At 42.9% G+C, this 12,375-nt stretch carries 14 protein-coding genes and 1 pseudogene; 7 read left to right on the top strand and 8 right to left on the bottom strand.

Annotated elements, in window-relative coordinates:
* Positions 1-2 precede the first annotated feature (2 nt).
* The 3 genes and pseudogenes from NWP17_RS10825 to NWP17_RS10815 all read right to left on the bottom strand — a co-directional run bounded on the left by NWP17_RS10825 (position 3) and on the right by NWP17_RS10815 (position 1,777).
* Positions 3-1,151, bottom strand: coding sequence for a histidinol-phosphate transaminase (locus NWP17_RS10825; protein WP_280654920.1), 1,149 nt, complete (start codon positions 1,149-1,151; stop codon positions 3-5).
* 44 nt (positions 1,152-1,195) lie between these two features.
* Positions 1,196-1,369: pseudogene (locus NWP17_RS10820) on the bottom strand (YqiA/YcfP family alpha/beta fold hydrolase); the annotation flags it as partial.
* Between the two features lie 171 nt (positions 1,370-1,540).
* Entirely contained in the window at positions 1,541-1,777 is a 237-nt protein-coding gene (locus NWP17_RS10815; protein WP_280654919.1) for a hypothetical protein, read from the bottom strand.
* Positions 1,778-2,077: 300 nt separating this feature from the next.
* On the opposite strand from NWP17_RS10815, the gene mnmG reads away from it, so the two are divergent.
* Both mnmG and NWP17_RS10805 read left to right on the top strand, forming a co-directional pair.
* Positions 2,078-4,000 (top strand): tRNA uridine-5-carboxymethylaminomethyl(34) synthesis enzyme MnmG, encoded by a 1,923-nt coding sequence (gene mnmG / locus NWP17_RS10810; RefSeq protein ID WP_280654918.1) that lies wholly within the window; start codon positions 2,078-2,080, stop codon positions 3,998-4,000.
* A 212-nt stretch (positions 4,001-4,212) separates the two neighbouring features.
* Complete coding sequence (locus tag NWP17_RS10805; RefSeq protein WP_280654917.1) at positions 4,213-5,430, top strand: hypothetical protein; 1,218 nt, start codon at positions 4,213-4,215, stop codon at positions 5,428-5,430.
* Positions 5,431-5,512: 82 nt separating this feature from the next.
* Here NWP17_RS10805 and NWP17_RS10800 read toward each other — a convergent pair whose 3' ends face one another.
* Positions 5,513-5,641, bottom strand: a complete 129-nt coding sequence (locus tag NWP17_RS10800) for a hypothetical protein (protein ID WP_280654916.1) — start codon at positions 5,639-5,641, stop codon at positions 5,513-5,515.
* 226 nt (positions 5,642-5,867) lie between these two features.
* Between NWP17_RS10800 and NWP17_RS10795 the strand changes: the two genes are divergently transcribed.
* The gene (locus tag NWP17_RS10795; protein WP_280654915.1) at positions 5,868-5,990 is read left to right on the top strand and encodes a hypothetical protein; all 123 of its coding nucleotides are present in this window, start codon (positions 5,868-5,870) and stop codon (positions 5,988-5,990) included.
* 158 nt (positions 5,991-6,148) lie between these two features.
* A complete protein-coding gene (locus NWP17_RS10790; protein ID WP_280654951.1) occupies positions 6,149-6,724 on the top strand; it encodes a TIGR04376 family protein in 576 nt (191 codons plus the stop codon).
* Positions 6,725-6,895: 171 nt separating this feature from the next.
* On the opposite strand, the gene acsF is transcribed toward NWP17_RS10790, so the two are convergent.
* Positions 6,896-7,972, bottom strand: coding sequence for a magnesium-protoporphyrin IX monomethyl ester (oxidative) cyclase (gene acsF, locus NWP17_RS10785; protein ID WP_280654914.1), 1,077 nt, complete (start codon positions 7,970-7,972; stop codon positions 6,896-6,898).
* A 350-nt stretch (positions 7,973-8,322) separates the two neighbouring features.
* On the opposite strand from acsF, the gene NWP17_RS10780 reads away from it, so the two are divergent.
* Entirely contained in the window at positions 8,323-8,820 is a 498-nt protein-coding gene (locus NWP17_RS10780; RefSeq protein ID WP_280654913.1) for a TM2 domain-containing protein, read from the top strand.
* Here the strand turns inward: NWP17_RS10780 and NWP17_RS10775 are convergent.
* The 3 genes from NWP17_RS10775 to thrC all read right to left on the bottom strand — a co-directional run bounded on the left by NWP17_RS10775 (position 8,817) and on the right by thrC (position 11,250).
* Complete coding sequence (locus NWP17_RS10775) at positions 8,817-9,434, bottom strand: DUF2996 domain-containing protein (protein WP_280654912.1); 618 nt, start codon at positions 9,432-9,434, stop codon at positions 8,817-8,819. The two genes, NWP17_RS10780 and NWP17_RS10775, sit on opposite strands and share 4 nt — an antisense overlap.
* 203 nt (positions 9,435-9,637) lie before the next feature.
* On the bottom strand, positions 9,638-9,913 hold the full coding sequence (locus NWP17_RS10770; protein WP_280654911.1) for a MoaD/ThiS family protein: 276 nt from the start codon (positions 9,911-9,913) through the stop codon (positions 9,638-9,640).
* Positions 9,914-9,945: 32 nt separating this feature from the next.
* On the bottom strand, positions 9,946-11,250 hold the full coding sequence (thrC, locus tag NWP17_RS10765) for a threonine synthase (RefSeq protein WP_280654910.1): 1,305 nt from the start codon (positions 11,248-11,250) through the stop codon (positions 9,946-9,948).
* 256 nt (positions 11,251-11,506) lie between these two features.
* Between thrC and NWP17_RS10760 the strand changes: the two genes are divergently transcribed.
* Both NWP17_RS10760 and NWP17_RS10755 read left to right on the top strand, forming a co-directional pair.
* Entirely contained in the window at positions 11,507-11,950 is a 444-nt protein-coding gene (locus NWP17_RS10760) for a DUF2267 domain-containing protein (RefSeq protein ID WP_280654909.1), read from the top strand.
* A 95-nt stretch (positions 11,951-12,045) separates the two neighbouring features.
* Entirely contained in the window at positions 12,046-12,204 is a 159-nt protein-coding gene (locus NWP17_RS10755) for a hypothetical protein (protein WP_280654908.1), read from the top strand.
* The last annotated feature ends 171 nt before the right edge of the window (positions 12,205-12,375 follow it).

Genomic DNA, 12,375 nt, shown 5'->3' with positions numbered 1-12,375 from the left:
TGTCAAGATCCCAGATTTGATAAAGCAACTTGTATTCTATTTAAGGTGCGAGTATTTTCCTCTGATGTACCGACAGTAATTCGCAATCCCCCGCTAATTTCCCGGACAAGGGTACCAGAATTTTTCAGTTTTTGGTGAAGAGTTGTTAAAGTCTGGTTTTGGGTGTCAGAGTTATTTCCTAAAAGACGCAGGAAAATAAAATTAGCAGTACTTTGGCTGACTCGTAATCCTGGATGTTGGGATAGGACCTGGATCAGTTTGTTTCGTTCATCCAAGGTTGGAGAAATTGATTCCAGCAAAAGTTGCCTATGCTGCATGGCGACTAATCCCCCAGCAATAGAAAAGCTAGGGAGATTGTAAGGTAAGCGGACTTTTTCTAAAATGGCGATCGCCTGTGGATCGGCCACACAATATCCCACCCGCAGGGCGGCTAACCGAAAAGCTTTGGAAAAAGTGCGTAGAATCACCCAGTTAGGACGCTGTACTAATTCACTAACTAAGCTAGTTTGGCTAAATTCAAAATAAGCTTCATCAATTACCACTAAAATCTCTTCACTCAAAGTTCTTAACCATGACAATTCGGCAGGAGTTAAACAGTTACCAGTTGGGGAATTGGGATGGACTGCAAAAATTACCCGAATGGGGGGACTGTCAGTTTTTTCTAAGGCCGCTTGGGCAGATGTCAAGTCAATTGCAAAATTATCTTGATTTCTGCCCACTGTCACCACTGGAATACCCAAAGTTTGCGCTAAAATTCCATACATTGAAAAAGTAGGGTTGGCGACTAAAATTGAACCTTCCCCTCCCAAGCAAGTGGCGATTAATAAAGAGCGTATTAGTTCGTCTGAACCATTGCCTAGAGAAATATGGGCACGAGTAAACACCCCAGGTGAGAGAGATGCTGACTCATTTACGTATTCAGCAATGGCATCTTTCAAAGTTTCATGTCCACCGTCAGGATAACGATTTGTTTGAATTACCCGCTGATAAGTCGAAGCGAGCTTTTCTTTTAACTGTGTTGGCAAATCATAGGGGCTTTCATTGGTATCCAGCCGATCTAAATCCAGGGGAACTGCTGCGTCTGTGTTACTGCTGGGGTGGGGTTTATAAGCTGTGAATTGCGCTAAATCAGAACGGATAAAGGAAAGCATATGATTTAGTTGGTAATTTTTAATTTGTAATGGAGAAATTGATTTTATATTGTAGAGCTTTGAGGGAATTGACAGAATCGCTGAATTGCTGACCAAATTACTGCCATGACATCCCCTAGGGCATGATCGCTATCAAGTTCTATTAATTATACCCAAGGACGCGATCGCCCAAACTCCCGACTGGTCGCAATGGGAATCACTTCGTCTTGTTTGCCATGGTTTGCCATGGAAAATCAAAGTTGAGCAAAACTCAAGCAACTATTAGCTATTAAACCTCAGTTGAGGCAGTTATTCCTAAGCGGGGCTGCTCAAACTGAGGTGAAATCCTCAAGAGAATCAGCAACTGAATCGTGTTTTTAATTTCTCAGCCAATAGCCAAGGAGATGATTTTAAATAGTAGATGCTTCTCTTTGGCAATCAAAAACTACAGCGAACGAAGCATCAGGTGTTATCTTATTTAAGTGATCTACATAACCCTCAGCATCAGAACGACTGCGGAAGCGAGCCACAATTTCCCGTTGTGTATTAGGAAGCAAACGAGCGATCGCCCAAGAGTTGAGACGTGTTTTGTAGGCGAGTGCTGGAGTTTCTAAATTGGCACCTTTGTAGTCAGTATGTTGTGGCATGATTTATCTGAATTGCGTGATTTTTGTTAACAGATCTACAGAGTTTTGTGCCAGGGGTGAGCAAATAAATTTTTTATGTGCTGCCACCTTGTTATTCCATTATTGTTTTATTGTCAATACTGATGGGTAAATCTTAGACCAGGTAAATAGAAATCTTTAATATATCGTCATGATCTCAATTATGTGAAGTGCGCCGTAATTACGTAACCAACCCACAGAACAGACAGAACACAATAACCAAGCTTGCTCACTGAATCGGTTAAAATAGTATATAACTATAAACTAGCTTGTCCTGTAAAAATGACCATGCACAATTCCGTTGAATTCCAAGACGCTTTTGATGTGATTGTCGTCGGTGCAGGTCACTCCGGTTGCGAAGCTGCCCTGGCTGCAGCCCGCCTCGGCTGTCGCACTCTGCTACTGACACTCAACCTAGATAAAATCGCCTGGCAACCTTGTAATCCAGCAGTAGGCGGCCCGGCTAAATCTCAGTTAACCCATGAAGTAGATGCCTTGGGGGGGGAAATAGGCAAAGTTGCAGACCGGACTTATCTTCAAAAGCGCATCCTTAATTCGTCACGCGGTCCTGCGGTGTGGGCATTACGCGCCCAAAGTGATAAGCGCGAATATGCCGCAGTGATGAAAAATATTGTGGAGAACCAAGAAAACTTGTCCATTCGGGAAGCAATGGTTACGGACTTGGTGCTGGGAGCTAACGATGAAGTGATTGGTGTTAAGACTTACTTTGGGGTGGCTTTTGGATGCCGGGCAGTAATTTTGACCACTGGTACGTTTTTGGGTGGTAAGATTTGGGTGGGTGACAAATCAATGCCAGCAGGACGAGCGGGGGAATTTGCGGCGGAAGGTTTAACACAAACTTTAAATCGCCTGGGATTTGAAACTGGAAGACTAAAAACAGGTACACCGGCCCGGGTAGATAAGCGATCGGTTGACTATAGCAAAATGATTATCCAACCGGGGGATGAAGAAATACGCTGGTTTAGCTTTGACCCCGATGTGTGGGTAGAACGAGAACAAATTCCTTGCCACATCACCCGCACCACGGCGGAAACTCATCGCCTGATTCGGGAAAATTTACATTTATCACCAGTTTATGGCGGTTGGGTAGAAGCTAAAGGTCCGCGCTATTGTCCTAGCATAGAAGATAAGATAGTCCGCTTTGCTGACAAGGAAAGCCACCAAATATTTATAGAACCAGAAGGAAGAGATATACCAGAATTGTATATCCAAGGCTTTTCTACAGGGTTGCCAGAAAATTTGCAATTGCAAATGTTACGCAGTCTACCCGGTTTAGAAAAATGTATCATGCTGCGGCCAGCCTATGCGGTGGAATATGACTATTTACCAGCAACACAGTGTTATCCCACACTAATGACTAAGAAAATTTCTGGTTTATTTTGTGCGGGACAAATTAACGGAACCACTGGCTATGAGGAAGCAGCAGCCCAAGGAATTGTGGCGGGAATTAATGCTGCACGCTTAGTTGGCGGTGAAGAAATGATCATTTTCCCGCGCGAACACAGTTATATTGGTACGCTGATTGATGACTTGTGTACAAAGGATTTGCGGGAACCTTACCGAATGCTCACCAGCAGATCTGAGTATCGCTTGGTGTTGCGTTCTGATAATGCTGACCAACGACTAACACCTTTAGGACGAGAAATAGGCTTAATTGATCATCGCAGATGGAATTTGTTTATTGAAAAACAAACACATATTAATGAAGAAAAACAAAGGCTATATGCCACCAGAATCAAAGAACATGATCCCATAGGCCAAGCTATTGCTTCTGCTTCCCAACAAACTATTAAAGGTTCAATTACCCTAGCTGAATTACTGCGCCGTCCGGGGTTTCATTACGTTGACCTGGATAGCTACGGATTAGGAAGCCCTAACCTCAAGCCAGCAGAAAAACAAGGCGCGGAAATAGACATCAAGTATTCTGGTTATCTGGCTAGACAACAAAATCAGATAGAACAAATTTCCCGTCAAGCACACCGCCAACTACCTGCGGACTTGGATTACACCATAATTAATACTCTTTCTAAAGAAGCACGGGAAAAACTCAGTCAGGTAAAACCACTCACTGTCGGTCAAGCAGCACGCACTGGGGGGGTTAATCCGGCTGATATTAACGCCTTGTTAATATATTTAGAATTGCGTAAAACTAGTGGCCAGTCAGAGCTTCCGGCATTAGCTTAAGTTAAACTGCATCAAATTTGAGTATAGTAGAAAAAAAGGAACTAGTATGATAGATGACAGTAGTTAAATTACTAGCATTATCAGCAGGATTCCGATTACAGTTTATTTTAATACTACCAAGTCATCAACTAGTCTAATTTTGACTAGGGCTTGGCAACTGATGTCTAAATCCTGATTTCCAGGCGGTAGGCAGCCACAACCCAAAATGCCTTATGTTACAAGCAGCCAGAAACCAATTCATTATTCCAGAGCCATCAGAAGATTTGATCACCAATGACCCGTGGTCAATAGAATTTTATGCTGATGGCATGATGGATGAACTCTTTGCCGATATTGACGAAATTTTAGATGTGGGGCTAAATCACCGTTACCAGACTTTAAGGCCTGGTCATGGTGTACCACGGTCTATAGAACAAACTTCGACACCAGATTTACAGACAAATTCCGCTCAATCTACCACACCAGTGGCTTCAGAATATGAGCAGGTGCAAACAATTAATGTACCCCAGGTTGTTTTATCAAACTCCCTCACCCAGACAAAAAAAACAGTTGTGGTTGATAAACCAAAGGCTATTATTAAACGCCAAAAAACTAAGCTCAATTTGAGAAAACTGCTCATTACTGGCACAACTATCGGCGTGGCCATGGCCAGCAGCATATATATAGTACAGTCTGGATTGCTGACTGTCCTCACGGACAAATTGACTGAACCAGATATATATGTATCCCCAGCACAGACGCAGTTACCCAATCAAGTAGACCCCCAGGCAGAATTAGTTGATTATATGTTGGGAGCCTTGGCAATCATAGAACAGCAACGAGCAAGCACTAATTCCACATCTGCTCCTCCTGCGATTAACAATCAGGTAGTTACTCAATTACCAGCTACAACTGGTAGTTTACCAACACCCTTAGCTGCTAACAACACACCGCCCGTTAATAAAACTACCACAAACGTGGTGGAGCGGGTTTACATTCCTGTTTATCAAGCCCCATCACCAATGCGTTATGCACCACCACCTGTTCCCGTCCGTGGTACAAATAAACCACTGGAAGCAGGTAATTCTCAAACATCTAAACCTGTCCAACCACCGGCTAAACCTGCAACCGTGCCAACAGCACCAAAGAAAGAAAAGCAGCCATCTGTAGCAGTTACTCCAGCCCGGCCTACCTTACCGCCAACAGATACCCAACAACAGGCATATTTGCCTTCCCCAGTTCCAAATACTCCCAGTTACACCTTAGAGGGATTACTAGAGTTAGGGGAAAAATCTGCTGCTTTATTTGAGTTTGAAGGGGTAACTCGCCGGATACATATGGGCGAAAGCATCGGTAATACAGGTTGGATTCTGGTGGATGTTGCCAACGGCGAAGCTATTATTCGTCGTAACGGTGAAGTACGCTCAATCTTTGCCGGGCAGAAGTTGTAAAGGTAGGGGATCATCTTGTTTTCCTACCTTAACTCATCTACAGTGGTGACCGAAATATCAACGGCGAGCAGAGCTAATGGCTTCAGACATGGGGGTTAGCCGTTGGCGATTTCAATCGCCTTCCCCATTCTTCAATTAATTCGCTTGCACTAATACCTTTAATGTTCTGCCATGCCCTAGGTGTTAAAACTACGGTGGTTTTTGTTTTCACTTCATCATGAGGTATTGGTATATTTTTTAATCTTTTTTAGTCTTTTCATGGTTGCCATTGTTAGATATACTATCTATACTGAATATAGTATAGGCAATAATAAGGAGGTGATACAAGAGTGTTGGTAACGGAGTACAAAGCAATTGTCAAAAAAGCACAGGCTCAAGCCATAGATGAAGCTATCAGAACATCTCAATTTGTGTGAAACAAAGTGCTTAGATATTGGATGGATAATCGTGGGGTTGGCAAGAAGCAATTGTACCAGTACAACAGTCAATTACGAGCAGAATTTAAATTTGTTAATGATTTAAACAGTCATGCTTGCCAAGCATCTGTAGAAAATGTATAGAAAATGTATAGAAAATGTAGAGATGTTCCCTTTACTTCTATTGGACGTAAGTCTAGTAAAAGCAAGAAACGTCAGTGACGCTGGAACCCCCCTGCTTTAGCCTGGGGGAGTGTCAATACAATAGAATAGTTACACACTTGACATCTGGAGTTCTGTTCGTGGGCTTATTTGATGATTTAAGTCGGTTTCTGGAAAACCGTTTGGAAGAGTTTTTGCGCAACAATCCACATTTGGAATTAGAAGCGCTGTTGGAACAACTGCGCCAGCAAGAGGAAGATACTTTAAAATTGATTGCAGATTTAAAAGTTCAGGAAAAGCGATCGCAAGACGAAATTCTCTCTACTGCACAAGAAATTCAGCGTTGGCATATCCGAGTGCAAAAGGCTAAAAACGCCAGTAGAGAGGATTTAGCAGCAGCGGCACAGGACAGGGAAGCGGCCTTATTGCGATTCGGAAACCAGCTCTGGGGACAAATGCAAGGGTTAAAAGAACGTATAGCCCAATCTCAAGAACTACTGCGAAAAATTCAAATCCGGCGAGAGGAAGTGCAAGCCAAAGCAAGAGAAGCCCAAGCAGCCCGTACCCAAGAACAAACTCAGCAGCGTTTAAAAACAGATAGTTGGTGGAATGCAACTAGTAGTTATACAACTGGGTTGGATGATTTAGAGGAAAAGTTTCGCCGTTGGGAAACTGAAGATGAGTTAGAACAAATGAAACGTAATTTAGGAAAATGATGGTATTTGACATACTCATCGACCTTCTAGGTCGGTGATTCTTGACGGTTCACTGCAAATTGCTAAGGATAGGGAACAGGGTTTCACCTTTATCCAGCCAGTCCTAAAAAAAAGTGGTTTTGCATATCACAAAACCACTTGGTTTGTCAATAAATTAATTAGTTGTCTAACCTAGCGAACTACTCCATGAGTAGAAACAGTTTCAATGGGTTTCATTAAATACAACCGTAATAAATGCCAGCCATGAGCCAGATAAATGGGTAGTTTTTGGAATAATTGCCAGAATTTGGGAGTTTTAGAATTGGCGATCGCAGCTAGTTTTTCGTTATTTTTGACACATATATCCAATCGCTGATAAAACTCAGGATTGTCTACATCCAACATTAAAGGAAAAACTCTACCTGCTGTTTCATTGGTCTTTTTAATTACATAGATGTCATATTCTCGGGCATCTAGTCCAATAGCAGCATAAAAGTCTTTACGCTGAATATCATTGAGATACATAGTAGCAAACACTGACAAGAGGAAGAAGCGACTCCAGAGCTTGGCTCGCCAATCATTCAACATTTGTGGCTGGGATCTCATGATAGCGTCAAAGAAATCACCATGACGGTTTTCATCCTGACACCAGTTTTCAAAAAACCGGAAAATTGGATAAATTCTATCTTCAGGATGTGCTTCTAAATGACGATAAATGGTGATATAGCGCCAATAACCAATTTTTTCCGAGAGATAAGTGGCATAGAATATGAATTTCGGCTTAAAGAAGGTATAAGACCGACTCTTGGTTAAAAAGCCTAAATCTAGAGACAGATTAAAATCCGACATGGCTTTATTCAAAAAGCCTGCATGACGCGCTTCATCTCTGGACATGAGGTTAAAGCACTCAGCTAATACAGGGCTTTTATCTTTCAAACGGCGGCCCAGTTCTTTGTATAGCAAAAATCCGGAAAATTCTGCGGTGCAGGAACGTTCCAAAAATTCTACAAATAATCGGCGAGTTTCCCCGTCAATATGCTCCCAAGATTGCTCAAACTCGGCATCCCGAACGAAGTGATGGCGGTTGTAGTCCGTACGGAACTCTTCGAGGATGGCTTTTAACTCGTCTTCGTTGACGGATATATCCATCTTGGACATCTCGTCAAAATCAGTGGTGTAAAACCTTGGTGTTAATAGGGTTTCTTTAGCGGGGACTTTCACCCCAGGGCGTATTTCTTCAAAGCCTGGTTTTTGGAGGGAATCTACCATGTTTTAATTGCTCTTTTGCTTTTATTATCTTGATTACACCAGAGAGTTAGCACCAATTTGTCTGGAGTGACTGAAATTGGTATCCAGATCATGCTCTCACAAGGCGCAGCAGACGAGGATAATTTGTTTGTATAAAGTTCAGTCTACCAAGATGCAGCCCAAAATATAGTATATAAAAAGTTAAGAGTTGCAACAATATCTCCACCGAAAAACTAATAACTGTTGCTATACTCTATAAAAAGTATGAAGAGAGTCCCATATTAAATTATACCTACTGACACGCAAGAAAACAACATCAACAATCCATTTTCAAACTACAACAAGCGAAAATCCAAAGGGTTGAAAACAAGATGAATCCTGATAACAATCAGCATAAAGACCGTCTTTTTGTCTCTTATATCCTCAGTGGAGCCTTGTTTTTTGGCGTAGGAGGACTGCACCGTTTATACAATGGCAAAATTGGCACTGGTCTGTTATGGCTGTTCACTGGGGGTGTGTTTGGGATTGGGCAATTTGTGGATTTGTTGCTGATCCCTAACATGGTGGATGAATACGAACAAAAAATGAGAGCTAAAGCTGGCTTATCTCCCTTCGGTGTACCCATGAATCAAACGGCGATCGCGGCTGAAGTCTACCCCCCAACTGGTAATCGACTGATGGTATCACTACTCAAAGCCGCAGAGTCCAGGGGAGGTCGTTTAACTGTTACTCAGGGTGTAACTGCTACAGGTGCTGGCTTTGCCGAAGTGGAAGCTACACTGATGGAAATGTTGAAATCAGGTTATGTGAGGATAGGTAACGACCCCAACACAGGAGCCGTTACCTATTACTTTGATGAACTGATTTAATTTCTGCCCAGCCACTTTTGACTGTTCAAACGTTGTACTAAACCAAATACTAAAAGGTCTAGGGTAATTTTACGTTCATCAATTAAGAATGACTCCAGTGTGCTAGGTTTTTTACCTTCGTTACAAGAAAAACCCTTTCTCCCTGTGATATTTTCGTCGGGAAAATACAAGTTAAACTGGCGCTGGCCATTTTGCCAACTACCAATTACTTGCCAGCATTCTTCAGCTGACTGAAAACCCGCAATAGGAAGTTTCTGTTTAGCAAAAGACAACTGCAAATCCTGGACACCTTGCTCGGCCATGGCGGTTTGCAAGGATGGTAGGTAGTGTTGCTCCATAAACTCCACAAAGGGCTTATCCTCAACAGATGGGGCTTTCTCTTTTTTTCCAGCTGGGGGTTTTTTGTCCTTGGGGGGTGCTGTTACTGTTGTGGCGGCGTTGGGATTAACTTTTGGGTTCGCTGTTTTGGGATCTGGCGTGTTGGCAGTAGGGATATCTGTTGCTACTGGTTCGTCAGTACTGGGAGCTTTTTTTTCAGCGACCGTGGGAGCCTGTTGTTCAACAGTGCTGGGAGCCACTTCCCCGGCTTGATTATGATTTTTTGCTTCTGCCATTGCTCAGGTCAATCCTTTATCTAGCTTTTAGAGCTTTCGCTCTCCTTTGGGTAGTAAGTTATCTTCATTTTGACACAGCACAGCCTGGCTAGAGCTAGTCCCTCTCTTTGGTTGAGAGAGGGACATCGATCATGGTCAAGAAAAGTATAAATTTTTGCTGTATGTATTCCAAATACATTGGCAGATGCCATGTGTATTTTGTATTAACCACCTGCTATAGCCGGGACAATACTGACTTCATCACCATCTTTGAGGGGTGTATTTATCCCATCTAAAAAGCGAATATCTTCGCCATTGACATATATATTTAAAAATCGCCTTACTTGTCTTTTTTCGTCCAGCAAGGCACTGCTGATTCCAGGGCATTTTTCCTCCAGGGAATCAAAAAACTCGGCAACAGTACGACCATCACAAGTAAGGGTAGCTTGGTTATTGGTGTGTTTTTGCAGGGGAGTGGGAACTAATACTGTAACAGCCATAAAAGTAGAAATTTACGAATGAAAAAAGATTGCTAAATCAAGACTTGTTGCCATTCCAGGCGGTCAAGTGTACGAGAACGCTCTAAAGCACGTTCAAAGCTATCTAGTTTAGCATCAATTGTCAATGGTTCGCCAATGTAGCCTTGTACTGCCTCTTGAGTTTTTAAACCATTGCCAGTGATGTAAACTACGGTAGTTTCATCTGGGTCAATTTTGCCAGCAGCTACTAATTTTTTCAGCACAGCAATGGTTGTACCGCCCGCTGTTTCTGTGAAAATGCCTTCTGTTTCTGCTAGTAGCTTGATTCCTTCAATGATTTCGGCATCATTAACTGATTCAATATTACCGCCTGTTTTCTGGGCTAGTTCAAGAGCATAAACACCATCGGCAGGATTGCCAATGGCTAGTGATTTAGCAATTGTATTCGGTTTTACTGGTTTAATAAAGTCGCGTCCTTCTTTAAACGCTTGAGCGATGGGTGAACAACCCTCTGGTTGAGCGCCGCTGAAACGGACATCTTTACTGGGTACTAAACCAACTTCTACAAATTCTTGGAAACCTTTATAAATTTTGGTAAATAGGGAACCGGAGGCTAGGGGAGCAACCACATGATCTGGTAGTTCCCAACCTAGTTGTTCTGCTACTTCAAAGCCCAGGGTTTTGGAACCTTCAGAATAATAAGGACGCAAATTAATATTAACAAAACCCCAACCGTGGGTGTTGGCGACTTCCGAACAAAGACGATTTACTTGATCGTAGTTGCCTTTAACTGCCATTAAAGTGGGACTGTAGATTAGGCTACCTAGGATTTTACCTGCTTCTAGGTCTGCGGGGATGAATACACAACAATCTAAACCGGCATAAGCAGCGATGGCGGCTGTAGAATTTGCCAAGTTACCGGTGCTAGCACAAGAAACAGTAGTAAAACCCAACTCCCGCGCTCGACTCAAAGCTACTGACACTACCCGATCCTTAAAGCTGAGGGTGGGCATATTCACTGCATCATTTTTGATGTACAGCTTATTCAAACCCAGACGACGAGCCAAGCGGTGAGAACGTAACAGGGGAGTCATACCTGTTCCTACATCGATCACATTGTTAGTTGCTACTGGCAAAAAGGGGCGATAGCGCCAAATTGAATTTGGTCCGGCTGCAATTTTTTCCCGTGTCACACTCAGACGTAAATCACTGTAGTCATATTTAACTTCCAGTGGTCCAAAGCACAACTCGCAAACATGACTGGCTTTAAGTTCGTATTCCGTGCCACATTCCTTGCACTTTAAAGCCTTTAAAGTCGAAGTTATAGATGGGGTATCTTTGGTGATTGCCTGGGTCATAGTTGAAGCCTTCCCTACTTTGTCAGTTAACTTTTGCCTGATAGTAACATGAGTCAAAATACCCGTCAAACATACCCGACTCTTTTTATCGGGTATAGTTTTGTGATTGATATCACAGCCTGGTTTTACATACAAAAGTCCTGTAGATAGAGGATTACATCACATATCACACACCGTTGGTGAGAGGAGAAGCCTCTTGTGAATCATTAGGATGGATTTGAGGGCATAAATAAGGCACTTGACGGGGGTTATGATTATGAGTATGACGGGATTAGATATATTCGATACAACAGTCCAAAGTACAATTCCTTGGGTAAATGAGTTGTGTAATAAGCTAGGATGGGAAAGTAGGCACCAAGTGTTTCAGGCGTTGCGTGCTACATTACACGCGCTGCGCGATCGCCTGACAGTAGCAGAAGCAGCACATTTAGGAGCGCAGTTACCCATTCTTTTACGGGGGTTTTACTACGAAAATTGGCGACCTGGAGCCACACCCACCAAAGAACGTACTCAAGAAGCGTTTTTACAACATATCCGTGATTACTTCCATAATACTGACAGAGAAGTTGATGCTGAACGTGTAGTGCGTGCGGTGTTCCAGCTACTAGCTGAACGCATTACCAGAGGAGAAATTGAAGATGTTGTTAATATGATGCCGCCGGCTTTGCGAGAACTCTGGCCTGAAGAAGTGCGAGCTTAATAGACATTTGCAGGACTTACGCAACTGGCACAGGCGATCGCTAAAAGCACTTAAAGCAATAAAATCCCCTCCGGGGAGAAATGAAGGAGGGGTATATGCTGAATATCATTCACGACTCATTAAAGGCGATTGGGCAGAAAAGTGATGCAGAAATTATTACAACGGTAATAATCGCGGCGATCATTACCTTAGTCCGGCGATCGCTCCAGGGGATAGTAATGATCATCGAGAGTGTTGATTTAAAGCTAAAATAGTCAAGCCCTGGAGAGTAACAAGGTAAGATAGTTGACATACTCACCGACCTTGAAGGTCGGTGATTCTTGACAGTTCACAGTAACTCGCTGTCGAAACAGTCTTACAGTCACTCCCTGTCCATTTTAGGTCGTGCCGATGCCCCATGCCGACCATTTTTATATTCTGAGCAG

This window comes from Chrysosporum bergii ANA360D (assembly GCF_029891735.1).
Classification (GTDB): domain Bacteria; phylum Cyanobacteriota; class Cyanobacteriia; order Cyanobacteriales; family Nostocaceae; genus Umezakia; species Umezakia bergii.
This window is presented reverse-complemented; position numbering and strand designations above follow the sequence as displayed.